This is a genomic window from Roseibium sp. HPY-6, from assembly GCF_040530035.1.
In the GTDB taxonomy this organism is placed as follows: domain Bacteria; phylum Pseudomonadota; class Alphaproteobacteria; order Rhizobiales; family Stappiaceae; genus Roseibium.
In genome coordinates this window covers 535,964-560,776 of the sequence record NZ_JBEWCD010000003.1, presented here as the reverse complement: position 1 = coordinate 560,776, position 24,813 = coordinate 535,964, and the positions used below count along the sequence as shown (strand labels likewise).

The window sequence follows — 24,813 nt, the reverse complement described above, 5'->3', positions numbered from 1 at the left end:
TGGTAAGGAAAGGGTGTGGTCTCATGCGCTCGCGCAACGCGCAGCATCAAAGTGAATCCGTTGGGGTTAACAAATTCCCAACGCAGCGCGAAAGGCAGTTGGTATGGCGAAAAAGAAGCCTGTCGTTGTTGTGACCCGGAAGCTTCCGGACGTGGTTGAAACCCGAATGCGGGAGCTTTTTGAAACGCGTCTCAATGAACATGACAGACCTTTCAGCCAGGCCGAGCTTGTAGAAGCTGTCAGAACTGCCGATGTTCTGGTGCCGACTGTGACTGACCGGATCGATTCGTCCGTCCTGTCGCAGGCGGGCGAAAACCTCAAATTGATCGCGAACTTCGGTAACGGCGTCGACAACATCGACGTCGTCACGGCCAACAATCGCGGCATCAACGTCACCAACACGCCGGGTGTACTCACCGAGGACACGGCCGACATGACCATGGCGCTGATGTTGTCGGTACCGCGTCGACTTGCCACAGGCATCGGTGCGCTTGCCGCAGGCGATTGGGCAGGATGGTCGCCAACCTGGATGCTGGGTCACCGGATCTGGGGCAAACGCCTCGGAATTATCGGCATGGGACGCATCGGTCAGGCCGTGGCGCGCCGGGCAAAAGCCTTTGGAATGTCGATCCATTATCATAACCGCCGCCGGGTTGCCGACGAGGTGGAGGAAGAACTTGAGGCAACCTATTGGGAAAGCCTCGACCAGATGCTGGCCCGCATGGATGTGGTTTCGGTCCATTGCCCGCACACGCCGGCAACCTTCCATCTCCTGTCTGCCCGCAGGCTGAAACTCCTGAAAAAGGACGCTTACGTAGTCAACACCGCACGCGGCGAGGTCATCGACGAAAACGCTTTGATCCGTATGCTGGAGGCGGGCGACCTTGCCGGAGCTGGCCTGGACGTCTTTGAGCATGAACCTGCGGTCAATCCGAAGCTGGTGAAACTGGAAAACGTGGTTCTGCTTCCACATATGGGATCGGCCACGATCGAAGGCCGCATTGAGATGGGCGAAAAGGTCATCATCAACATCAAGACCTTCATGGATGGTCACCGGCCGCCGGATCGCGTGTTGCCGTCGATGCTTTGATATCCGTCCGGATTTCCTGTGGAGCCAGCTTCCCGCGAAACGCACATAAAGGTTCCAGACCGATTGGTCTGGCTGGAGAGGCTGGAAGGCGGGCGTGCCTGGCTAGACAGTCTTCCGGACCTGATTTCGCGTGCCCGACAACGTTTTCAGATTTCAGCTCTCGGACAACCGTTTGAGGGCGGCAACGTTTCGCTTGTCATCCCGGCCGAGCGCAACGGGGAAGCCATTGTCCTCAAACTTCAGTTCGTTCATAGAGAAACGCGGTTCGAAGCTGACGCGCTTTCCTGTTGGAATGGCAATGGCGCTATCCATCTACTCGACCATGCCCCGGACCTCGGCGCGCTTTTGCTGGAACGCTGTCGTCCTGGTCTGCTTCTGGCCGAGTCTGAAGACGTCGACCAAATCGACGTGCTTTCGAAGTTGCTCAAGAAGCTGCTTGTCCCGGCAGACCAGCCATTTACGAGCCTTGGCGACGAGGCTGCGCATTGGCGCGCATCGATAAGGTCTGATTGGGAAAAAGCAGGAAAACCATGCGACAAGTATCTTGTCGACCTTGCCTTTGACGCCTTGGGTGAACTGACGAAAGACAAAACCGGCAAGGTATTGCTGCATCAGGACCTTCATGGCCACAACGTCTTGTCCGCCGATCGCGAACCCTGGCTGGTGATCGATCCAAAACCGTTGGTTGGCGATCCGGCTTTTGCCCTCAGCCCGATCGTTCGGAGTTTCGAATTTGGACATTCGAAACGCGAAGCGCTTTACCGGTTGGATCGTTTGTCGGAGGAACTCGAACTGGACCGGGAGAGGGCCCGGTTATGGACAATCGCCCAGACGATGGCCTGGGCGTTTGAAAGCGACTACGCGCAGCGTCATTTTGATACGTTACGGTGGTTGCTTTCCAGATAGTGCTGATATGAGACGTAAAAACAATCAACCCAGCCACTTACGTTCAAAATCACAAGTACCTGCAAACTGTTCGCCGAGCTAAATTATAAATAGCCTATTTTAGATTTACTATCTAAGATTGCAAAACTGTTTTTGATATTACTTAGAACAACTCACAATCACGAAGTAATACTACCTATGTTTGGTGTTTCGTAATGGATGTTTAAGGACATTTCGTAACCGTATTTATAATTTTATTCTACGAGGTTGGCATGTCCATCAAATCAAAGATGATTGCAATCAATGCGGTGATCGCCTGCATAGTTCTGTTGCTATCAGCCATGGCGATGATGCGCGAATGGGGGAAGTTGCAGACTCTCAACAGCGCATCCGAGGCGCAATCTGTCGTCAGTGCCATGTCAAAAGCCACAATAGAATTGTCGCTTGAACGGTCCCTGGCACAAGTGGCTCTAAACCTCGACAGTCCGGTGTCAAGCGACATCCGTGGCATGCTGGATAACCAGCGAAAAACATCAAACGCACTCTTTTCAGACGCTAAATCAGTCTTGCTCAATTCACCTTCGATTGAAGATCGAAAAGAATTTGCAACACGGTTGGATACGATCCTGTCCGGCATTGCATCGCTCCGCGATGCCGTCGATAGCCAGATTGGAAATTCAATCGACAAACGATCCGAGCAAGATATCGTATCCTTGCCCAAAAAGATCAAAGCATCAGTCTCGAAACTCAACGACCTGGCATTCGACATTCGCACATTGATGAACCAGGCGTCTTCCGAAATCCTTGCGACCGACCTTGTCATGCAACGCGCATGGGCGATCCGGGAATATGGAGGACGCGAGCGGACTCTTTTTGCGATTGCAACAGTGCGCAAGGAGCCGATAGCGGCAGCGGACCTTGCATACATGTATGAAAATCACGGCCGCGCCGAACAGGCATGGGAAGCGCTTCGGCGAGACAAAAACAACGCTCTTTTGAGCAACACGCTGCGGGAAGGGATCAAAACGGTCGGTTCCGACTATTTTCAAAGATACAATGCATTGCGCCATGATCTACTGGCGTCCGCGCATACCGGAGACTATAGCGTTGAATTCCCGGTCCTTTTCGAGCAGTCCGAAAGCGCATTGCAAACCGCAATTGCCCTCATGAACCTGGGCATAGACAGCAATATTGCGAACACCGAAGCAGCTTTGGGCGACGCATGGTTCCTGTTCATAGAAGAAGCCATCATCGCTCTGGTCGCTCTGACGTTCGTGGGGTTTGCGATCTTCTACTCCATCCGGAGCATTATCGTGCCGATCCGAGAAATGACCAACGTCGCAGGGATCCTGGCAAAAGGCGACAACACGATTGCGATTCCATATGGCGACCGTTCGGACGAAATCGGAGAAATGGCGAAAGCGGTGCAGGTTTTCAAAGACAGCGCGATTGAACGAGAACGGTTGGAGTCTCAGGCGAAGCAGGACAATACCAGCCGACTTGAGCGCGAACAGCACGTCAACGACCTCATCACCGGCTTCCGGAGCGAGGTTGAGGAATTGCTGGCCGCAGTCACCGATAATATGTCGCAAATGAACAGCACCGCGACACATTTGTCGAATATCGCTGAACGTACATCCGAACGCGCCGACAACGCGTCCAATGCCTCGTCGGAAGCCTCCACCAATGTCCAGAATGTGGCCTCGGCATCTGACGAACTGGGTGCCTCAATCCAGCAGATCGCACAGCAGGTTAATCAGACCATGTCGATCGTTGAAAAGGCGACTAGTTCTGCAGAGACTACGAACCAGCAAGTGGCAAGTCTGGCGGAAGCCGCTCAGAAAATCGGCGATGTCATCAGCCTGATTTCCGAAATCGCTGAGCAGACGAATTTGCTCGCGCTGAACGCAACAATCGAAGCGGCCCGCGCAGGCGAAGCAGGCAAGGGATTCGCGGTGGTTGCATCCGAAGTCAAGCAACTCGCGGAGCAAACCGCCAAGGCGACCAGTGACATCGGCAACCAGATCAGTGGCATCCAGTCTTCGACAAACGACGCCGCTTCCGCGATCAAGTCTATCGCCGAAATGGTTCAGGAAGTGAACAGCAATACTGCAACCATCGCGACCGCCGTGGAAGAACAGGATGCGGCGACAAAGGAGATCGGCGAAAACGTCCAACAGGCGGCGTCAGGTACGGCTGATGTCAGCGCAAGCGTTCAGGATGTGACGGCGGCGATTGTCGAAACCCGGCAGGTTGGCGAGGAAATGCTGAAGGTGTCTTCCGTCACCTCCGAGAGATCTCAGTCCCTCAAAGCGGCCGTCGACCGCTTCCTTTCAAGTGTCGCGGCTGCCTAGGTTCGCCGCGTAGAGGGCCAGACAACCATGGGTGCAAGGATCACTCCTTGCGCCCATGTAGGTTTCCGGAACTGACTGAATTCCCGTTTCAACCTGCCTGACCCCTAAAGCGTCGTTCGAAGATGTCAACGCCATAGTCTGCTCGACCATGCCCCGTACCTCGGTGCGCTGTTGCTAAAACACTTTCATCCGTTAATTTGTGTTCACAGACAGTCGAATTAGAATCCTGCTGCATTGCCGGGAACCAACCGCGTTATCGTTCCTACGGCTTCACCTTCCGGATTGATATAAGTGAAGGTGCCTGGGACATAGGAAATTTTCCAGAATCCTTCCGGCCCGCCATCCCACTTCACGTAGTAACCGTCATCCTTCAGCGTCACTTTTCCTGTCAGCGGAGCATCCGCTTTTGGCAGCTGCATGTGCGCCACGGTTTCGTTCGGATAGTAGATGACAGCGTCCTCGCCTTGACCGACATCCACATAATGCGTTGATCCGATCATTACGACTGCAAGCAGCTTTCCGGTAAGAATATCCATCGGTTAAGTCCTTTCGGTTTGTTTGCCTGATTGCTTGGTGAACGAGCGCCGATCAGCTGCCCTAGAGGGTTTTTCGAAAGTGTCGGCGCCATGCGGAGTGGTGGGCGAAGTCTTTGCTTTGAGACCAGGCCAGCATGACGTGCGTTTCGTGACCCTCGGTCAGCCGAACGTTTGCAGGACCTGGTAGATGCGGTGGCAACTGGATTGAAACGCTTGTCTTGCCAGCATCCGCACTGCCTGAGCCGGCAATCAGGACCGCCGGCAGACCGAGCTCACCAACACCTGCGTGATCGAATCCGGACGAAATCCGTTCGCTCGACTGAAACTGCTCGTTTTCCACTCGCATCATGACGAAATAAGCGTCTTTCAAACCTGGGGACGCGTTGAAACCAATCGCGAGCCAGCCTTGCGTCGGAGCCGTCATTTGTGCGTAAAACCGCTCCTTCCGAAAGTGCCAGGCGAATTCGACGCCGTCTGAGATAATTCGTTTGTTTTGGCTGTTTCGCTTCGTTGCGGAGACAGCCGACGCGGTCCAAAATAGAAGACAACCCGCAGCCCCGATGACCAGGAACCGCCTGTCCATGAAATGGAGATCGTACATCATTTGCCTCCTTCAATATTGTCAAGTAGCTTGACTACAGGTAGCAAACTCAACTGTCAAGCTACTTGACTATCAAATTCTGAGATCGGACATGACGAAAACCAAAAAGCCTGAACATGTTGGCTGGGACCTGTGGCAGGCAACAGCTGTTTGGAAACAACGCTTTACCAAAGGAATGGTGGACCATGGCCACAGCTGGTACGCGGAAGCACGCGGCAGTCTCATGCAATTTTTGAGCGATGAGGGAATTGCGCAGACAACTCTTACAGAGCTGTCGGGACTAACCAAGCAAGCCGTTCAACAACACCTCGATGACCTGGCCAATGACGGGATCATCCGTCGTGAAGCCGACACGGGAGACAAACGCCGGAAGCTTGTTGTTCTGACGGAGCAGGGCATGCAGGCGTTTGGGGATGCGACAGCAGTGAAACTGAAAATCGAACGGGAATACGCGGATGCACTCGGCACCGAAAAGCTGGACACATTGAAGGCCGGCCTCAAGGCGATCATCAAGTTGGGCGCTTGATCAGATCGACCGATTTTTTTTGGGTTACGCTGAATTCAATTCCCGTATTTTTTCCAAAGCGCGTCGTCTCCCAGCCCTTCGACGAACGCCTTGTGAGCTGCAAACTCCTCGTCTGTCAGCCTGGCTTTGAGCGGTGACGGGCGCGGTTTGGCGTTGAACCTGCCGAGTTCCCCGGAAACAACCGACGCTCCGGCATTCGACGCTGCCTGCTCTTCCGGCATCAATCCAAGGGCTGTCTGGCGTCCGCCGATCAGTTCCAGATAGACCTCTGCCAGGATTTCTGCATCCAGAAGAGCGCCGTGCTTGATACGCTTGGAGTTGTCAATGCCGTAGCGCGAACACAGGGCATCCAGCGAATTCGGACCCGTCGGATGTTTGCGCCTTGCAATTTCCAGCGTGTCCAGAACCTGCGTATTCGGAATGGTCCGCCGGCCTGCGCGTTCCAGTTCCGTGTTGATGAAGCCCATGTCGAAAGCCGCGTTGTGAATGACGAGGGTCGCATCCCCGACAAACTCAAGAAACTCGTCAGCCACCGCCGCAAAGAGCGGCTTGTCGGAGAGAAACTCTTCCGACAACCCATGCACGCGAAAGGCTTCTTCCGGCATGTCGCGTTCCGGATTGATATAGACGTGATAGGAATTGCCCGTTGCGATGTGGTTGATCAGTTCGACGCCGCCGATTTCCACCAGCCGGTCACCGCCGCGCGGGTTCAGTCCGGTTGTTTCCGTATCGAAGGATATTTCGCGCATTTTGTGCCTTTCGCTCCGATACCTACTGTGCAGCTTCAGATGCCGGAGGCAAGATTGACCGCCGGTTTTCCCCGGTGTTCAGCCTTTTCTATTCCCGATCGCTCAGTTGCTGCAGGATGTCCGCGACCCGTTGTTCGGCTGCTTCCATCCCTAGCCCCGTGTCGATCAGGAAGTCCGCCTTCTCGCGCTTGACCGCATCCGGCACCTGCTTATTCACGATTGCTTCGAAACGCTCTGCGGTCATACCCGGCCGCGACAACACGCGTTCGCGTTGAATGTCCGCATCCGCCGTGACGACAACGATAACATCGACGCGGTCTTCCGCGCCGGTTTCAAAGAGCAATGGTATGTCCAGCAGAACGGCAGAATGCCCATCCAGCTTCGCTATATCCAGAAAGATACGTTCTTCTTCCTGCACCAGTGGATGGACGATCTCTTCCAGTCGCTTCATGGCCTCCGGATTGCCAAGAACCTGTTTTGACAACAGCGCCCGGTCAACCCGTCCGTCCATCACTGTTCCGGGAAACGCCTCGTTGATCAGAGGGACGGCATGTCCCTCATAAAGACGGTGAACGGTTGCGTCGGCATCATGCACCGGAACGCCGCGTGCGGCGAACATCTCCGCAGTTGTCGACTTTCCCATGCCGATGGATCCCGTCAATCCGATCCTGATCACGTGGTGACTCCAAGGTCTTTCAGAACAAGAGTCCTCAACTCATCTGTCACCTCAGGCCGGACACCGAACCAGCGCTCAAACCCGGGAACCGCCTGATGCAAGAGCATACCGATCCCGTCGACGACTGGATTGCCCCGTTTGGCTGCAGCTTTCAGAAGATCGGTCTCCAGGGGGGCGTAAACGATATCGTTGACGAGCGCGTCGCCGCGCAGATTGGTCAAGTCGATCTCGAGCGGCGGGTTTCCGGTCATTCCTAGGGATGTTGAGTTCACCAAGAGGTCTGTTTTTCCAAGAAGTGTCCCCAGTTCATCCCAACTGTGTGCAAATGTTCCGGTTCCAAATTCATCGGCAATTTTTTGAGCCTTTTCAGCCGTTCGATTGATGATATGCACACTTGTGAATTTTCTAGAAAGCAATGCCCACACAATCGCACGCGCTGCGCCACCGGCACCAATCACCAGCGCGGTTCCGGCAGATTGGTCCCAGCCTGGTGCCAACTGGTCAAGATTGCCGAGAAATCCGAGACCGTCGGTATTTGCGCCGCAAATTCTGCCACGATCATCCACCCAAAGCGTATTGGCAGCGCCCATGGCTTTGGCCGCACTATCCAGCCAATCACACGCCTTTGCCGCCGTCTCCTTGTGTGGAACCGTCACGTTCGCGCCGATTAGTCCAGAGGTGGAAAAGGCCCGATAGTACGCGTCGGCGGTTTCCGGGGCGACGTCAACACGGCCGTATTCCCCTTCGATGCCAAGTTGTTTCAGCCAATAGCCATGAATGAGCGGCGACCTTGAATGGGCAACCGGGTGACCGGTGATTGCGGCTTTTCTCCCAGGCGCGCTCATGTCTCCAAAACCTTCAGGTTTCGCAACTGGGCGAGCAATGGCAGCAGCGGCAGACCAAGAATGGTGAAATAGTCGCCTTCAATATTTTCAAACAGCTGCACGCCGAGACCCTCCAGTTGGTAGGCCCCAACGCTGGAGAGAACGTCATCGCCTGCGGCCGCCAGATAATGACCGATGAACTCAGGCGTAAGCACCCGCATTTTAAGACGAGCCGTCGAAACCTGACGCCAAACGGTCTCACCGTTCTGCGAGATCACGACGGCGGAATGGAGTTCATGTGTTTTTCCGGAAAAAGAGAGCAGCTGACGTCTGGCGGCTTCCATATTTTCCGGCTTGGTGCGACGTTTGCCTTCAAAAGCCAGTATCTGGTCGGCGCCGACCACAAGGTCGCCTTTTCTGCGGCCGCTGACATCATTTGCTTTGGCCTCGGCCAGAACGCTGGCAAGATCCTCGGGCGGAAATCCGGCTTCGAGAAGCGGGGCCTCTACCGCGCGTTCATCCACGTCAGACCGATCCACCTCGATCGCCAAACCGGCATTTTTCATCAGTTCAGCGCGGATCTTGCTTCCGCTCGCCAAAACGAGTGCCATTTTCTGTTTAACCCTGGTTTGCGATCGCTTCAGATCGCTTTTTCAGTTTCAGATTTGAAATCCTTGAAAAGCGTCAGGATTTCAGCAGCTGTTTCTTCTACCGACCGGCGCGTGACGTCAATAAGCGGCCACCCATGTTCTGCGCAGAGCCGGCGCGTCATGATAACTTCCTGAGAAATTTCCTTCCGGTCGACATACGTATCGTTGTAACCGTCGGAATTCAGCGACAGAACCCTGTTGCGCCGGATTTGCTGGATCCGTTCGACGGATGCGATCAGCCCGACAATCATTGGCCGTTTCAGTTTTTTCACATGATCGGGAAGTTGGATCCCCGGGACAAGCGGCACGTTTGCGGCCTTGATCCCCCGGTTCGCCAGGTAGATGCAGGTCGGTGTCTTGGAGGTTCTGGATATGCCGATCAAGACGATGTCAGCGGATTCCAGATCGTCCCATACCTGGCCGTCATCATGCATCATCGTATAGTTGAGTGCTTCCATCCGGCGGAAATACTCTGCATCCAGCTCGTGTTGCCCCCCGACGCGATGGGTCTGGGTCACATTGAGGTAGGACTGGAAAACCGCGAACACCGGATCGAGTATGTTCACGAACGGAACACCGAGTTCCCGGCATTTCTGCTCCAGGCGGTTGGAAATCTGGCTGTCGACCAGCGTATAGAGAACAATACCAGGGGCGTTTTCAATTTCGGAGATGACTCTGTCGAGTTGTTTTGCCGAGCGGACCAGCGGGTAAACGTGCTCAATCTCCTGGACGTTGTCATATTGCACTGTTGCTGCCCGGGCGACCGTCATCAGCGTTTCACCGGTTGAGTCTGACACAAGATGCAAATGGAAGTAGTGTCTCGACTTGTTCACGATGTCATCCCCAGGGCTGTTGACGAATTGGGAGTCTCGTCCCGACTTGATCAGGTGTCACGGAGTTTATGCCCGATCAGCAAGAATTGTTAACAATGCATTAACGCGCGCAAACTGACTCCGAAACGAATGTGGGTTGATGTGGATTCACAAAGAGGCTGTGACATTTCGACAGATTATCCACGCGAACACAATTTCTTAACGAAAGGTAAACACGGCTTCAAGTGTCTGGAATCAATCCGTAAATTTGGTTATCGACTCCTAGGGAGAGATTCGAACGAAAGCTTGCGAGATTTATCCCGCCACGGAATTTTGCGTAAGTGCATTGTGGATAGAAAATGATCCCGGTAATCCACGCACAAACAGAAAAAACAGATTCAAATAAAGAATCTTATTTGATTTGAAATGTGGGAAAGGTCCATCCGATGAAATCCGAAGACAGAGCAGTGATGCGGGTTCTCTCAGGAGAAAAAATCTGGCCACCTCCCATTTGGATGATGCGGCAGGCAGGACGCTACCTTCCTGAATATAGGGAGGTCAGAGCCAAGGCCAAAAACTTTCTGGATTTCTGCTATTCCCCGGATCTTGCAACAGAAGTCACCCTCCAGCCGATCCGTCGTTATGGTTTTGATGCAAGCATTCTTTTTTCAGATATCTTCGTCGTTCCCGACGCGATCGGTTATCCCGTTCGTTTTGAGGAAGGACGTGGTCCGGTTCTTGAACCCTTGTCTTCCGATCTCGTCGACCGTCTTGAGCAGGACCGTGCCGAGGAACACCTCAAACCGGTCATAGAGACCGTTTCGCGTCTTCGAGCAGAACTTCCCGCGGAAACGACCCTCTTGGGCTTCTGTGGGGCTCCCTGGACCGTTGCCTGCTATTCCGTCGCAGGTCATACGACACAGGATCAGGTTGCGGCGCGTGTCGGTGCCTATCGCGACCCGGACCTCATGCAACGATTTGTCGATCAACTGGTAACAGCGTCGATCAAATACCTCTTGCGCCAGTTCGAGGCCGGTGCCGATGCCGTTCAGATATTCGACACATGGGCCGGCGTTCTCGACGACGCGGGATTCCGCCGTTGGTCAATCGAGCCGACACGCAGGATTGTCGATGGGGTCAGAGCACACAAGCCGGATGCAAAAATTATCGGCTTCCCGAAAGCGTCTTCTGCGCGGCTCAAAACATTTGTCGAGGGAACCGGTGTTGATGCGGTCGGGTTCGACTGGACCGCGCCGGATCACCTGGCTCTTGAAATACAGCGCAGTGTCCCGATCCAGGGCAATCTTGACCCCATGCGCCTGGTCGCTGGCGGTGCCGCATTGGACGAAGGTGTTGCGCATATTTTGAAGACCTTCGACAAGGGTCCGCTGGTCTTCAATCTCGGGCATGGCGTGACCCCGGACGCGGATCCGGATCATGTTGCCCGGATGGTCGACCTGGTGCGCAAAGGGTAACGCCGCGATGGATTTGTTTTTATGGGTCAAGTCGCTGCATGTGATTTCAATCATCGCCTGGATGGCGGGAATGCTCTATCTGCCGCGTTTGTTCGTTTATCACGCGAACACGGAAATAGGCTCGGAGCAATCCGAAACCTTCAAGGTAATGGAACGCCGCCTGCTGAAGGCGATCATGAACCCCTCAATGATTGCGTCCTGGGTATTCGGGCTCTGGGCAGCCTATGAACTGTCGGCCTGGCAGGATGGCTGGTTCCACGCAAAGTTGACGCTCGTCCTGATAATGTCGGGTGTGCACGGGTATCTCAGCCGCTGTGTGAAGACCTTCGCTGCTGACAAGAACACGAGGTCAGCGCGATTCTACAGGATCATGAACGAAGTGCCGACGGTGCTGATGATCGGGGTCGTCATTCTAGTCATCGTCAAACCGTTCTAACGGTTGATATGGTGAGCAAGAACGAGGCAGTTGCGGGTTTGCAGCTGCCTTTTTCGTTAAGTGCCAAAGGTATCTGGGGGCCTAAAAAACCAGCAGATTTGCGGGCTTGCGATTCACCGCAAAACAACGTATCTTCCGGCCACTTCAATTCGGTGTAGTGTTTGTTTCAAGTCGATACGTTTCACCGAACAATCTGGATACATCTAAAAGTCTCTCAGATATTGTCTGGCCGTCCCATCTCATACGGCGCAGACCGACCTTCCAAATGAAATCCCAATAACAACCCTGACCCCAACTCGATGCGGGAAATGAAACTCAAAGATCTAAAAGAAAAAACACCGACAGAGCTGCTGCAATTTGCCGAGGAGCTCGAAGTCGAAAACGCCAGCACCATGCGTAAGCAGGAGCTGATGTTCGCTATCCTGAAAAATCTGGCCGCACAAGATGTGGAGATTATCGGTGAAGGCGTCGTCGAAGTGCTTCAGGACGGTTTCGGCTTTCTCAGATCCCCTGATGCGAACTACCTGCCTGGACCGGACGATATTTACGTCTCACCGTCCCAGATCAGACGCTTTTCGCTCCGGACCGGTGACACAGTCGAAGGACAGATCCGCAGCCCGAAAGAAGGCGAGCGCTACTTTGCCCTCCTGAAAGTCAACACGATTAATTTCGAGGATCCGGAAAAGGCACGGCACAAGGTTCACTTCGACAACCTGACACCGCTTTATCCCGATGAACGTTTCCGGATGGAAATTGAAGATCCTACAATTAAGGATCTGTCCTCACGGGTAATCGATCTCGTTGCGCCGCTCGGCAAAGGCCAGCGTGCCCTGATCACCGCGCCACCGCGGACCGGTAAAACCGTATTTCTGCAGAACATCGCGAAATCCATTACGACGAACCATCCGGAATGTTATCTCATCGTTCTGTTGATCGATGAGCGACCGGAAGAAGTCACCGACATGCAGCGTACGGTGAATGGGGAAGTCGTTTCGTCGACGTTCGACGAGCCGGCGTCACGCCACGTTCAGGTTGCCGAGATGGTCATCGAGAAGGCCAAGCGCCTGACCGAGCATGGCCGCGATGTTGTCATCCTGCTGGACTCCATCACGCGTCTTGGCCGGGCATACAACACCGTTGTGCCGTCATCCGGTAAAGTCTTGACCGGTGGCGTCGATGCAAATGCGTTGCAGCGTCCGAAACGTTTCTTCGGCGCGGCCCGTAACATCGAAGAAGGCGGCTCGCTGACGATTATCGCGACGGCCCTGATCGATACTGGCAGCCGTATGGATGAAGTCATCTTTGAAGAGTTCAAGGGAACAGGCAACTCGGAAATCATCCTGGACCGGAAGATCTCCGACAAGCGTGTCTATCCGTCGATCGACATTCAACGCTCTGGTACACGGAAAGAAGAACTGCTTGTGCCGCACGAGCGGCTCAAGAAGACTTTCGTTCTGCGCCGTATTCTCAACCCGATGGGGACCGTCGATGCGATCGAGTTCCTTCTCGACAAGCTCAAGCAGACGAAATCCAACGACGAATTCTTCGACAGTATGAATACCTGATCCCGGTAGCAGTCGGATTTTTCAAAGGCGCGGATCCCCAAGGTTCGCGCCTTAACTTTTTGTTAACACCGTCGCGGTGTGCGGCTAGTGACGAATGCTTGTCGGCAATAATTTGAATCGGACCCGATCTGATGAATAAGAAAGTCTATCTGGAAACCGATCGGCTTCTTTTGCGCGCTTGGGAGGACGAGGATATTGTTCCGTTCGCCAGTTTATGCGCGGACCCGGAGGTCATGCGTTACTTTCCGGAAATCCTCACACGTGAAAAATCGGAAGAACTGGTTTCCCGTTGTCTTGAAAAGCAGGAGCGGGATGGCTTCTGCATGTCACCTGTTGAGACAAAGGACGAAGGCGAGTTTCTTGGGTTCGTCGGATTAAGCCGACCGGCTTATGCCAGGCCTCTTCCTTTCGATCCGTGCATTGAGATCGGGTGGCGTTTAAAGAAATCATCCTGGGGCAAAGGCTATGCGAGTGAAGCAGCAAGCGCCTGGCTTCGATTCGGGTTTGAAACGATAGGCCTGAACGAAATCGTCGCGTTCACAATTCACGCAAACATGCCTTCGCGAAAGGTGATGGAGCGGATTGGCATGAAGCGGGACCCGGGTGGGGACTTTCTCCATCCATCACTTCCAGCCGATCATCCAATTGCGCCTCATGTGCTCTATCGGTTTGCAGCGTCCGACTGGCGCGCGCGTTCATTTTAAAGCAACAAACGATTCACGTGAAACAAGGCCAGTTTGCAGGACGACGTGCCGCCATCGAAACTCTGGTTCTGAAAATGATTCGTATCCGAACCAATAGCGACGATTCAGTCTCTTTAGGGTGTTAAGCCAGATACAAGGATGCCAATAACTGAGCAGTCCAGCTTGGTCTGGCCCTTTGTTCTGAATTCTCAGGGTTGCCTCTTCCTCATTCGCATGCTTTGACGATTTCCGGCTGACATTGATTCACGTGAAACATTTAGCAGATGTTTCACGTGAATCGAGTGCCGTAGGTTTGAGATCGAATCGTTGGCGGAACATTGGGTAGTGCGTCCAGTTCGGCAATTAAGATAGGGAGGGTTACCTGGGTGATATCAAGGGAATGCGGCTTTGCGTTTCCGATGTCGTTTGTTATTGAGGCATATGTGAAGTGTGGTCAGCACGACACCCGAAAATTCTCCCCGGAACCAGATCAATGTCAGAAACAATTTTTGCACTTTCGAGCGGCGCGGTGCCGTCGGGTGTCGCTGTTATTCGCGTTTCGGGCGCAAGAACCAAAACGGTTGTCAAAGCACTTTGCGGGCAAGTTCCGGCAGCAAGACGGGCAAGCCTGAGCAGATTGAAAAACCCTGAAACGTCTGACGTCGTCGATGACGCACTGGTTCTGTTTTTTGAAGCACCAAAGAGTTTCACGGGTGAAGACATTGCAGAATTTCACTGCCATGGCGGGCGGGCTGTGGTTGCCAGGTTGCTTGAGATTCTTGGCAGCTTCGAAGCCTGCAGGCCAGCGGAACCAGGTGAGTTCACGCGTCGTGCCTTTTACAACGGCCGGATGGACTTGACCGAAGTTGAAGGTCTTGCAGATCTCATTGCCGCGGAAACGGAGAGCCAACGGAAGCAGGCTGTGCGGCAGATGGGCGGCGCGCTTGGAAGTCTTTATGAGGACTGGCGCAAGCGGCTCATTCATATGCGGGCCATGATTGAAGCTGATTTCGATTTTGCGGATGAAGAAGATGTTCCGGGAAGCGTTGCCGACGAAGTCTGGCAGGAGGCTGAGACGCTTCGGGCCGAGATTTACGGACATCTCGCAATGTCCAAAAGAGGAGAGCGTCTACGGTCGGGATTGCAGGTGGTGCTGATGGGAGCTCCGAATGCCGGCAAATCGAGTCTGCTCAACGCTATCGCGGGCCGGGATGTGGCTATTGTTACAGAAGAGGCAGGCACGACAAGAGACACGATTGAAGTTCATCTCGACCTTGAGGGATACCCCGTCACGCTGATTGATACCGCGGGCCTTCGAGAAGCTGAAGGCAAGGTAGAACAGGAAGGGATCCGCCGAGCTCAGGTTCGGGGACGAGAAGCGGATTTGATCCTCTGGGCGGTAGAACCCAATGGTGCAGAACTTGATGATCCCGCGTCTGGCTTACCAGCCGATCTTGTTGGTACAGTGCCGGTCTGGATCGTTCGCACCAAGAGTGATCTTGTGACTCTTCCGAAACAAGACTCTTCCGGAACAATCAAGGAAATCGACTGTTCTGACAAGGCAGATGACGGTATGACGGCCTTGTTCAACGCGTTGACACATTTTGCAGAGGAAACGATTTCCTTGAGCGAAGCGCCACTGGCGACGCGTGAACGACACCGTCATTACCTTTCTGACTGCCTCTCGGCTCTGGGTGCTGCTGTGCAGGCGACGCATCTTCCGGCTGAGTTGCGGGCTGAGGATCTGCGCCGCGCATCGGACAGTCTTGGACGCATAACCGGCCGGATTGATGTAGAAGATCTGCTCGATGTCATCTTCCGCGATTTCTGTATCGGCAAGTGATGTTTCACGTGAATCATTGAAGCAAACCAAGGATTGGTTCTGAACCGGAACATGTTTCACGTGAATCATGTGCCAGCGGAACTGGCGTCGTGCGTCGTTGATTGGGAAGACGAGAAAATTCGGCTTGAATTCCACTTTGACGTAAAATCAAACCCACCGTATAAGATCGATCAGAAAAGCCGACTTGATCGGCTCTGTGATGATCTGGCGATTGCCGGGTAACCGACCTCTACGAAATCAGAATGTTGCCAGGTGCTTCAGAGAGGCGCTTGTGAGCGGTGAGACCAAATGAAGCCTTCGGACTTGGAATTCGATGTTGTTGTTATTGGCGGTGGACATGCCGGGTGCGAAGCCGCGGCCGCAGCCGCCCGCGCTGGTGCATCGACTGCGCTCGTCACGCACACGTTCGAAACAGTTGGCGTGATGTCTTGCAACCCGGCCATAGGTGGTTTGGGCAAAGGTCACCTGGTCCGGGAGATCGACGCCCTCGATGGATTGATGGGTCGTGTCGCGGATAGGGGAGGTATTCAGTTCCGGATGCTCAACCGGCGTAAAGGTCCAGCCGTCCGTGGTCCCAGAGCACAAGCTGACCGGAAACTATACCGCGAGGCCATGCAGCGCGAGATCTCGGCAATTGACGGTCTGACGGTTGTTGAAGGCGAGGCACACAAACTGCTTTTTCCAACTGACATGTCTCATCGGTCTGTATCGGGTATTAAACTCGCTGACGGGCGTATTGTTGCGTGCGGATCTGTTGTGCTAACAAGCGGCACGTTCCTGCGTGGATTGATCCACATTGGTGACAAGAAAATCCCGGCCGGGCGTTCCGGTGAAGCGCCGGCTATGGGACTGTCTCAGTCGCTTGAAGAAATCGGGTTCGAGCTTGGCCGCCTCAAGACCGGCACGCCGGCGCGGCTGGATGGACGAACAATTCATTGGGATCGCCTCGACGAGCAACCTGGTGATGACGATCCCGTGCCGTTTTCGACATTGACCGAGAAAATTGAAACGCCCCAGGTTCCTTGTCACATTACGCGCACCACACCTGAAACCCATCAGATCATTCGCGAGAACCTGTCGCGGTCTGCGATGTACTCAGGTGAAATCAAGGGACGCGGACCGCGCTACTGTCCGTCGATCGAAGACAAGATCGTCCGGTTCGGCGAACGGGATGGACATCAGATCTTTCTGGAACCGGAAGGGCTTGATGACCACACGGTCTATCCGAATGGTATTTCTACGTCGCTTCCTGAAGAAACGCAGCTTGCCTTTCTGAAGACCATCCCCGGTCTTGAAGATGTCAAAGTCATCCAACCTGGATACGCCATTGAATATGATCACGTTGATCCACGTGAACTTCGGCCGACTCTGGAGGCCAAGCGTTGCTCCGGTCTTTATCTTGCCGGACAGATCAATGGAACGACGGGTTATGAAGAAGCCGGTGCACAGGGGCTTGTGGCCGGGGTGAATGCTGCATTCAGGACAGCGGGCAAAGAGCCTTTCGTGATTGACCGGTCACAGGGTTATATCGGTGTAATGATCGATGATCTGGTGACACGCGGCATTACCGAACCCTATCGCATGTTCACGTCACGTGCTGAATACCGTCTGTCGCTCCGCGCAGACAATGCGGATCAGCGGCTGACGCCGCTCGGAATCGAGAGTGGTATCGTCTCTGAAACGAGACGTCAGGCATTTGAAACCAAGATGAAAAAGATCGCATGGGCGACTGATCTTTTGAATGCGCTGACAATCACGCCTTCCGAGGCGCAGAAGAAGGGCTTGCCGGTGAACCAGGACGGCATTCGTCGCTCTGCTTTCGATCTGCTGTCCTATCCGAATGTGACGTTCGAGATGCTGCGTGGGCTCTGGCCGGAGCTGAATGCGTTGGAAGAGAATATTGCCGAACAGGTCACGACGGATGCTCTTTATGCTGTTTACCTTGACCGGCAGAAAGCGGACATCGAAGCGCTTAAGCGCGATGAAGCCTTGCGTATCCCAGATGGTTTCGACTACGAAGCGATTGTCGGACTTTCCAACGAGGTCAAACAGAAACTGATCGACATTCGCCCTGCCACCCTGGGGCAAGCGTCGCGGATGGACGGCGTCACACCTGCCGGCCTCACGCTCATCCTGTCTCACCTCAAGCGAGGGTCGCAGCGGGGAGCCGCTTGATGAGCCGGTTGCCGGTGTTGAACGACAGTGGACAGGCTGTGTACAAGTTTGGGGATGTTTCACGTGAAACGTTGGATAGACTCCAGATTTACGTCGACCTCGTTCTCAAGTGGCAACCGGCACAAAACCTGATTGCACCATCAACGATCCCCGATATCTGGAACCGACACATTGCCGACAGTCTTCAAACCTGTTGGAGTTTTCCAGAGGCAAGGACCTGGGTTGATATTGGCAGCGGTGGAGGCTTTCCCGGTATTGTCACAGCGATCCTGCTTGCAGACAAGCAAGACGCCCACGTTCACCTGATTGAAAGCAACCAACGCAAAGCCGCGTTCTTGCGGACGGCATTGCGTGAGACTGGTGCTACCGGCACCGTTCATCCTGGCCGGATCGAATCGGTTGCGAAAGAATGGAAACACGGTGCGGTAGATGCTGTTTCTGCGCGAGCCCTGGCGTCCCTGGACCAATTGTTCCGGTTGTCTGAGCCCTTTACGACCACGGGCGCGAAGGCCGTTTTCCACAAAGGACAGGATTTTCAAAGAGAAGTTGATGAAGCCTCTGACGCTTGGAACTTCGATCTGGTAAAAAAGGAAAGTCTTGTAGATCCAATGAGCCGGATGCTTCTCTTTTCGAATATCTCAGCCCGGCCAAGATAGCCCAGGAAGGTGGTGTGGCAATGAGCATGCTTCCCGAAACACCGCGCGTTCTTGCGCTTGCAAACCAAAAGGGTGGGGTGGGTAAAACCACAACAGCTATTAATCTCGGGACGGCTCTCGCGGCGATTGGCGAAAAGGTTCTGGTCATTGATCTCGACCCCCAGGGTAACGCGTCCACAGGTTTGGGTATCGAACACCGCGACCGCGGTCTGTCCACTTACGAGATCTTGAGTGGTGACTGTTCGCTCGCCGAAGCAGTCAGAGAAACCGCGGTCCAGCGCTTATGGGTTGCGCCGTCGACCATGGATCTTCTGGGGCTTGAGCTTGAAATCGCATCGACGAGCGATCGTGCCTTTCGCCTTCGCAACGCGATCGAAAACCTGACTCGCTCACGGTTGTTTCAAGAGGTCGGGTTTACCTATGTCCTTGTTGATTGCCCGCCATCACTCAACCTGTTGACGATCAATGCCCTGTCCGCATCGCATTCCATACTCGTGCCGCTGCAGTGCGAGTTTTTCGCGCTGGAAGGACTCAGTCAGCTTTTGAGTACGGTCGAGCAGGTCAAGAATGCTCTCAACGGTGAGCTCAGTATCCACGGCATTGTTCTGACAATGTATGATAGTCGCAATAATCTCTCCAATCAGGTCGTCGCCGACGTGCGCGAGACGATGGGCGATGCGGTCTACGAAACGATCATTCCACGCAATGTTCGCATTTCAGAAGCACCTTCCTATGGCAAGCCGGCCTTGCTTTACGATCTGAAATGCGCGGGCAGTCAGGCCTATTTGCGACTCGCATCCGAAATCATTCAGCGTGAGCGAGAGCTGCGCCGGGTCGCGGCATAGGCCGATTGGATTCGGAAGCGAACTGAAAAACACATGTGGCGACGGTATTGAAAGTCGTGCGTTGATGTCAGATAAACTATTGAAATAAAAAAGAAAAAGGTGCTGTATGGCTGACAAGGACGGCAAGAACAAGCGTTTGGGCCGGGGTCTGGCTGCGTTGATTGGAGACTCGGCGCCGGAAGCAGTGGCTCCAGCTGAGAAAATCGTGCGGGACAGCCGGAAGGTGCCCATCGAGCACCTGGAACCGAACCCGCGCAATCCCCGCAAAACGTTCACGGAAAAGGATCTTGCGGATCTTTCGGAGTCTCTCAAAGCCAAAGGTATTGTGCAGCCAATTCTGGTCCGTCCTGCTGCTGGCAAGACCAATCGTTACGAGATTATCGCCGGCGAACGCCGGTGGCGGGCCGCTCAACGGGCGGGTCTGCATGAAGCCCCTATTATCATTCGAGACGTGACTGACCAGGAAGCGCTTGAACTTGCGATTATTGAAAACGTTCAGCGTGCGGACCTGAATCCCATCGAGGAAGCGATGGGGTACGATCAATTGACGGCTGAATTCAAATACAGCCAGGGCGAACTTGCCAAAGTAATCGGCAAAAGCCGCAGCCATGTGGCGAACACTATGCGGCTCCTCAAGTTGCCGAACTCGGTCAAGGATTACCTTGCTGAAGGCCTTTTGACGGCCGGGCATGCGCGTGCGCTCATCACTGTTGATGATCCGGCCGCTTTGGCGGAACTGATCGTCGAGAAGGGGTTGACGGTCCGGGATGCGGAAAAGATCTCGCAAGATCCTGATGCTCTGGCGAAACTGAAGGGCGGCAAGTCTCCGGGCGAAAAACCGCAAAAAGACGCTGATACCAAGGCGCTTGAAAAACGCCTGACCGACACGCTGGGTCTGAAGGTGGTTGTCGGGCACAAACCCGGCAAGGAGTCCGGGGATCTGAAGATCAAGTACACGTCTCTCGAGCAGCTTGATGAACTGTGTAAAAAGCTGGGCGTTGAAACGCGGTAAATTATTGAATTTATTTTAATATCAGCAAACCGGCGGACTCATTTCAATTGAGATGAGGCGTCCATGCAGCTGCATGCTTCTTGCCGTTCCAATCCCTGCCAGGTTCGGTGCTTTCCTCAAAGTGAGATCACGTCACGTTTGTGGTTTCAGAAACTGACAGTCTCAGCGCCGCTGAGCACGGGCGCGTGCCACGCGTCCCAGAGTAAGAAGGGCCTCTGACAGGACAGGAACACCCAGCGGATCATTCAGCCTGGACACCCGGGTTGCTTCGCTCAAAATGTGCATCGCCTTTTGAAGATCGTTCAAGGACCAGATTCGAAGCTGTTGAGCGAATTTCGGCTTGCGGCTGAAAAAAATGGGTGGGCGTTGGCTGTCGATCACACCCTGAGCGCTTTTGCCCGCGTCGACATCGACACGCATCCGGTGCAAGTTCTGAAAATGCTTCAGCGCCTGATTGGCAATGATCGATGCTTTTGATCCAGCATCGGACAATCGTTCAAGCCCGTGGTCGAGGGTTGCGATGTCGCCGGTTGCAGCAGCATCGATGAGTTCCGACATCTCAAAGGCAGAAGCATCGCCGATAATTGCTTCAATGTCCTCGCTGTCGATCCGGCCCTTGCCGAGGGCATAAAGGCACAGCTTCTTGAGTTCGCCGCGGCTTGCCATCCTATCTCCGCCAAGAAGGCTGTGCAGGGCGGCACGCGCCTCACGCGTGATGGTCAGACCGGCTTCACGTGTCTCTTCATCGATCAGCTGGTCGATGCCACGGTCGTTGTCCGTATAGCATGGCAATGCGACAGCCCGCTTGTGACCTTCGACGATCTTGCGCAGACCGACACCTTTCTTGATGTCGCCGCCTTCCAAAACGACGAAAGTCTCCCAATCATCAAGCTTAAGCACAGGTTCAAGTGCCGGGACAAGGTTCTTGCCGCTGGCATCCTTGACCCAAATGATCCGGCGGCCGCCAAAAAGGGGGACTGTCAGTACTTCATCGATCAATCGATTCGGATCCGAGCTGATATCTGCGGCGTCAATCTTGACCAGGTTGAAGGGGTCGCTGTTGCCTTCAGATGCCTTTGACACCAGCCGGGTTGCTCTTTCTGAAACCAGTCCCGTATCAGGTCCAAAGATCAGGACAACAGCGCCCTGATCCGGCGGGTTGGCAACGAAGCGGTCAATTTCGGCGGCTTTCAGCAGGGTCACAGGCAGATTTCTCCTGCCGGATGATCAGGACTGGCTGGCAAAGTAGCCGGCCAGGCGCGTTGCAATGTCGTCTGCCACTGCCTTGGCAACCCGTTCCTGTGCGTCTCTCAGCGCTCGCTGGTTGGCAAAACGTTGGCTGGAAAAGTCGTAAGAAGCCGAACGGAAGGTTCTGCCGGTCGTCAGGGTTTCATCGGTCTCAATGTCGCTCATGACGAATGTGGAATTCATTGTGATTGTAAAGGCTGAGGGCACATCTGCGAATTGCTCGATGGCGACCGCAGCGTTGTTGATATCGACGAGAATCTCAAGACGATACTTTTTCTCCTGGGACCCGGCACCGCGTTCCAGCCTGAATGTCAGCTCATTGTAAAGAACCCTGGCGGAATCCGCGTTCGCAAATCGAGCTGAAATATCATCGATATCGATCGCTGCCAGTTCTGCGGCAACAGGGGAAGACTGTGCGCCGAAGTCGCCGGTCGTGCTGGTGCCGTAGAGCGGTCGCACCTGGCAGCCGCTCACAAAAACAGCCGTTACGAGGGCACCGCAAAGTGCCAAGCGCCGCAAGTTGTTTTCGCCTTTTAAGATGGTGCTAAACAACGACATTCACGATCCTTTGCGGCACGACGATCAGTTTCTTTGGCGCATTGCCGTTCAACGCCTTGCGGACGAACTCCAAGGCCAACGTAGCTGCTTCGACCTCCTCTTTGGAAGCCTCTTTTGCGATTTCCAGTTCACCGCGCCGTTTACCATTGATTTGGATCGGATAAACGACTGAATCTTCAGCTAGAAGTTCCGGATCAGCAGTCGGCCACTTCGCTTCCGAAATCAGATTGTCGTGCCCGAGCGCCGACCAGCATTCCTCTGCAAGATGAGGCATCATGGGTGCCATCATCTGAACCAGATAATCGGCGGCCTCGCGAACAGCAAATTCCGTGGCGGTGTCCTCGACACCGTCGCTGACAGTCTTGCTGATCGTGTTTACCAACTCGTAAAGACGCGCAACCGCCCTGTTGAAACCTAACGATTCCAGATCGTTCGAGACAGCGGCAAGTGTCTTGTGGCTGGCACGGCGAAGCTCGAGCGCCTTACCCGAGGTTTCCGGCACAGTGCCGCTGCGCGGTTCGCTTTTTTGCGAAATGTCGCCGATCAAGCGCCAGACACGCTGCACAAAACGCCAGGCGCCCTGGACTCCGTCTTCCGTCCAGATCACGTCTCGTTCCGGTGGACTATCCGACAACATGAACCAGCGCGCCGTGTCGGCACCGTAGGTGTCGATGATGTCAGTCGGGTCGACGGTGTTCCGCTTAGATTTCGACATCTTTTCGATGGAACCGATGGACACTTCCTCTCCTGTTTCAAGGAGAGTCGCCCGGCGATGCCCATCAACATCTTCAATCTTGATTTCGGCCGGTGAAATCCAGGAGCCATTCGCCTCTTCGCCGATGCGATAGGTCTCGTGGGTGACCATGCCCTGAGTGAACAGGCCTTTGAAAGGTTCCTTCAGATCGAGGGCCCCGACCTTTTGCATGGCTCTGGTAAAGAACCGGGAATAAAGCAGATGCAGGATCGCATGCTCGATACCACCGATATACTGGTCCACAGGCAACCAGCCATTGGCTGCTTCGGGGTCCGTCGGCTGGTCGCAGTTCGGTTCCGTGAAGCGAGCGAAGTACCATGAGGAATCCACGAACGTGTCCATCGTGTCAGTTTCCCGCAGCGCGGGTTTCCCACACTTCGGACATGTCGTGTTGCGCCAGGTCGGATGACGGTCGAGCGGGTTCCCCGGCTTGTCGAAATTGATATCTTCCGGCAGCTCAACCGGCAGGTTTTCATCTTTTTCCGGAACAACGCCACAGTCGTCACAATGAATGACCGGGATCGGACAACCCCAGTAGCGCTGGCGGGAAATTCCCCAGTCGCGCAAACGATAGTTGACCTGGCGCTCGCCTTGCGGCGCGCCGTCGGCGGTGACGGACTCCAGCTTTTTCGCAATCGCTTCCTTTGCGTCGGGAATAGACATCCCGTTCATGAAATCTGAATTGAAAATCGTGCCGTCATCCGTGAAGGCTTCCGTGCCGATCTCGAAAGTCGCCTCATCCGCGTCCTTGGGCAGCACCACCGGCTTGACCGGCAGTCCATACTTGCGAGCGAAGTCGAGGTCACGCTGATCGTGCGCCGGACAGGCGAAAATTGCGCCGGTGCCGTAATCCATCAGGATGAAGTTGGCGACGTAAACCGGCAGCTCCAGGGAACTATCCAGCGGATGGTTGACCCGCAGGCCGGTATCGATACCCTTTTTCTCCGCCTTTTCAATCGCTTCTTCGGATGTTCCGACGCGTTTGCATTCGTCGATAAAGCTCTTCAGTTCCGGATTGGTTTCCGCGAGTTTTGTGGAGATGGGATGATCCGGTGACAAGCCCATGAACGAGGCACCGAACAGGGTGTCCGGACGCGTGGTGAAGATCTCAAGGGTCTTGTCACCTGTCGGAGCAGGGGTTGTGAACTCAAAACGAACGCGCAGACCTTCGGAACGGCCGATCCAGTTCTTCTGCATCAGACGGACCTTGTCCGGCCAGCGATCCAGCGTGTCGATCGCTTCCAGCAGGTCTTCCGAATAGTCGGAAATTTTGAAGAACCATTGAGTCAGCTCGCGCTGCTCGACCAAAGCGCCCGAGCGCCAGCCGCGACCATCGATCACCTGCTCATTGGCCAGGACTGTCATGTCCACCGGGTCCCAATTCACCTTGGCATTCTTGCGGTAAACCAATCCGGCTTCCAGGAAACGCAGGAAGAGGCGCTGCTGCTGTGTGTAATAAGCAACGTCGCAGGTTGCGAATTCCCGGCTCCAGTCAAGTGACAGACCCATGATCTTGAGCTGGTCGCGCATCGCGGCAATGTTTTCATAGGTCCAGTCTTTTGGATGGACCTTGTTCTGCATGGCGGCATTTTCCGCGGGCATCCCGAAGGCATCCCAGCCCATCGGATGCAGGACGTTGAACCCCCTGGCGCGTTTGTAGCGTGCAACGACATCGCCCATCGCATAGTTGCGCACGTGCCCCATATGGATGCGGCCGGACGGGTACGGGAACATTTCCAGGACGTAGTATTTTTCGCGGGGATCGTCATTATGCGTGACGAAGACGTCCTTGTCGTTCCAGATTTTTTGCCAGCGCGCTTCAACCTCGCGCGCGTTGTACCGTTCCGTTGCCATCAAATG

The 24,813-nt window shown here is 54.5% G+C and carries 23 protein-coding genes; 13 read left to right on the top strand and 10 right to left on the bottom strand.

The features are described from left to right. The first annotated feature begins 103 nt into the window (after positions 1-103). From ABVF61_RS28645 to ABVF61_RS28635, 3 genes are all read left to right on the top strand, one after another. Positions 104-1,090: a 2-hydroxyacid dehydrogenase gene (locus tag ABVF61_RS28645; protein ID WP_353997022.1), complete on the top strand. Its 987-nt coding sequence runs from the start codon at positions 104-106 to the stop codon at positions 1,088-1,090. 18 nt (positions 1,091-1,108) lie between these two features. Further along, positions 1,109-1,996, top strand: coding sequence for an aminoglycoside phosphotransferase family protein (locus ABVF61_RS28640; protein WP_353997021.1), 888 nt, complete (start codon positions 1,109-1,111; stop codon positions 1,994-1,996). A 251-nt stretch (positions 1,997-2,247) separates the two neighbouring features. Beyond that, positions 2,248-4,329 (top strand): methyl-accepting chemotaxis protein, encoded by a 2,082-nt coding sequence (locus ABVF61_RS28635; protein WP_353997020.1) that lies wholly within the window; start codon positions 2,248-2,250, stop codon positions 4,327-4,329. Positions 4,330-4,547: 218 nt separating this feature from the next. On the opposite strand, the gene ABVF61_RS28630 is transcribed toward ABVF61_RS28635, so the two are convergent. Then, positions 4,548-4,865: a hypothetical protein gene (locus ABVF61_RS28630; RefSeq protein WP_353997019.1), complete on the bottom strand. Its 318-nt coding sequence runs from the start codon at positions 4,863-4,865 to the stop codon at positions 4,548-4,550. A gap of 61 nt (positions 4,866-4,926) precedes the next feature. Beyond that, positions 4,927-5,289: a DOMON domain-containing protein gene (locus ABVF61_RS28625; RefSeq protein WP_353997018.1), complete on the bottom strand. Its 363-nt coding sequence runs from the start codon at positions 5,287-5,289 to the stop codon at positions 4,927-4,929. A 268-nt stretch (positions 5,290-5,557) separates the two neighbouring features. Here ABVF61_RS28625 and ABVF61_RS28620 point away from each other — a divergent pair, with 268 nt between their 5' ends. Beyond that, positions 5,558-5,992, top strand: coding sequence for a MarR family winged helix-turn-helix transcriptional regulator (locus tag ABVF61_RS28620; RefSeq protein ID WP_353997017.1), 435 nt, complete (start codon positions 5,558-5,560; stop codon positions 5,990-5,992). A 35-nt stretch (positions 5,993-6,027) separates the two neighbouring features. Here ABVF61_RS28620 and dnaQ read toward each other — a convergent pair whose 3' ends face one another. The 5 genes from dnaQ to ABVF61_RS28595 form a co-directional block, all read right to left on the bottom strand. After that, positions 6,028-6,741, bottom strand: coding sequence for a DNA polymerase III subunit epsilon (gene dnaQ / locus ABVF61_RS28615; RefSeq protein ID WP_353997016.1), 714 nt, complete (start codon positions 6,739-6,741; stop codon positions 6,028-6,030). A gap of 88 nt (positions 6,742-6,829) precedes the next feature. Then, positions 6,830-7,417, bottom strand: coding sequence for a dephospho-CoA kinase (gene coaE, locus ABVF61_RS28610; RefSeq protein WP_353997015.1), 588 nt, complete (start codon positions 7,415-7,417; stop codon positions 6,830-6,832). Next, positions 7,414-8,262: a shikimate dehydrogenase gene (locus ABVF61_RS28605; protein WP_353997014.1), complete on the bottom strand. Its 849-nt coding sequence runs from the start codon at positions 8,260-8,262 to the stop codon at positions 7,414-7,416. Before ABVF61_RS28605 ends, coaE begins: the two co-directional genes overlap by 4 nt. Further along, positions 8,259-8,852: a Maf family protein gene (locus tag ABVF61_RS28600; RefSeq protein WP_353997013.1), complete on the bottom strand. Its 594-nt coding sequence runs from the start codon at positions 8,850-8,852 to the stop codon at positions 8,259-8,261. The genes ABVF61_RS28605 and ABVF61_RS28600 overlap by 4 nt, the downstream gene beginning before the upstream one ends. A gap of 29 nt (positions 8,853-8,881) precedes the next feature. Then, on the bottom strand, positions 8,882-9,724 hold the full coding sequence (locus ABVF61_RS28595; protein ID WP_353997012.1) for a pyruvate, water dikinase regulatory protein: 843 nt from the start codon (positions 9,722-9,724) through the stop codon (positions 8,882-8,884). Positions 9,725-10,149: 425 nt separating this feature from the next. Between ABVF61_RS28595 and hemE the strand changes: the two genes are divergently transcribed. The 9 genes from hemE to ABVF61_RS28550 all read left to right on the top strand — a co-directional run bounded on the left by hemE (position 10,150) and on the right by ABVF61_RS28550 (position 20,393). After that, positions 10,150-11,178 (top strand): uroporphyrinogen decarboxylase, encoded by a 1,029-nt coding sequence (gene hemE / locus ABVF61_RS28590; protein WP_353997011.1) that lies wholly within the window; start codon positions 10,150-10,152, stop codon positions 11,176-11,178. After that, positions 11,141-11,614, top strand: a complete 474-nt coding sequence (hemJ, locus tag ABVF61_RS28585) for a protoporphyrinogen oxidase HemJ (protein ID WP_502950026.1) — start codon at positions 11,141-11,143, stop codon at positions 11,612-11,614. The genes hemE and hemJ overlap by 38 nt, the downstream gene beginning before the upstream one ends. A gap of 299 nt (positions 11,615-11,913) precedes the next feature. Next, a complete protein-coding gene (rho, locus tag ABVF61_RS28580; protein ID WP_306142345.1) occupies positions 11,914-13,179 on the top strand; it encodes a transcription termination factor Rho in 1,266 nt (421 codons plus the stop codon). 131 nt (positions 13,180-13,310) lie between these two features. Further along, positions 13,311-13,883: a GNAT family N-acetyltransferase gene (locus ABVF61_RS28575; RefSeq protein ID WP_353997009.1), complete on the top strand. Its 573-nt coding sequence runs from the start codon at positions 13,311-13,313 to the stop codon at positions 13,881-13,883. 472 nt (positions 13,884-14,355) lie between these two features. After that, positions 14,356-15,705 carry a tRNA uridine-5-carboxymethylaminomethyl(34) synthesis GTPase MnmE gene (gene mnmE / locus ABVF61_RS28570; RefSeq protein ID WP_353997008.1) on the top strand — a complete coding sequence of 450 codons (1,350 nt, stop codon included), beginning with the start codon at positions 14,356-14,358 and terminating at the stop codon, positions 15,703-15,705. 288 nt (positions 15,706-15,993) lie between these two features. Then, a complete protein-coding gene (gene mnmG, locus ABVF61_RS28565; RefSeq protein ID WP_353997007.1) occupies positions 15,994-17,880 on the top strand; it encodes a tRNA uridine-5-carboxymethylaminomethyl(34) synthesis enzyme MnmG in 1,887 nt (628 codons plus the stop codon). Continuing rightward, positions 17,880-18,536, top strand: coding sequence for a 16S rRNA (guanine(527)-N(7))-methyltransferase RsmG (gene rsmG / locus ABVF61_RS28560; RefSeq protein ID WP_353997006.1), 657 nt, complete (start codon positions 17,880-17,882; stop codon positions 18,534-18,536). The genes mnmG and rsmG overlap by 1 nt, the downstream gene beginning before the upstream one ends. Before the next feature lie 20 nt (positions 18,537-18,556). Then, positions 18,557-19,381: a ParA family protein gene (locus tag ABVF61_RS28555; RefSeq protein ID WP_353997005.1), complete on the top strand. Its 825-nt coding sequence runs from the start codon at positions 18,557-18,559 to the stop codon at positions 19,379-19,381. Positions 19,382-19,487: 106 nt separating this feature from the next. Further along, positions 19,488-20,393, top strand: a complete 906-nt coding sequence (locus ABVF61_RS28550) for a ParB/RepB/Spo0J family partition protein (RefSeq protein ID WP_353997004.1) — start codon at positions 19,488-19,490, stop codon at positions 20,391-20,393. A gap of 162 nt (positions 20,394-20,555) precedes the next feature. Here ABVF61_RS28550 and holA read toward each other — a convergent pair whose 3' ends face one another. Genes holA through leuS form a run of 3 tightly spaced genes read right to left on the bottom strand, consistent with a single transcriptional unit; the run spans position 20,556 to position 24,807 of the window. Further along, on the bottom strand, positions 20,556-21,596 hold the full coding sequence (gene holA / locus ABVF61_RS28545) for a DNA polymerase III subunit delta (protein WP_353997003.1): 1,041 nt from the start codon (positions 21,594-21,596) through the stop codon (positions 20,556-20,558). A 24-nt stretch (positions 21,597-21,620) separates the two neighbouring features. Further along, a complete protein-coding gene (locus ABVF61_RS28540; protein WP_353997002.1) occupies positions 21,621-22,199 on the bottom strand; it encodes a hypothetical protein in 579 nt (192 codons plus the stop codon). Further along, positions 22,186-24,807 (bottom strand): leucine--tRNA ligase, encoded by a 2,622-nt coding sequence (gene leuS / locus ABVF61_RS28535; RefSeq protein WP_353997001.1) that lies wholly within the window; start codon positions 24,805-24,807, stop codon positions 22,186-22,188. The genes ABVF61_RS28540 and leuS overlap by 14 nt, the downstream gene beginning before the upstream one ends. Positions 24,808-24,813: the final 6 nt, after the last annotated feature.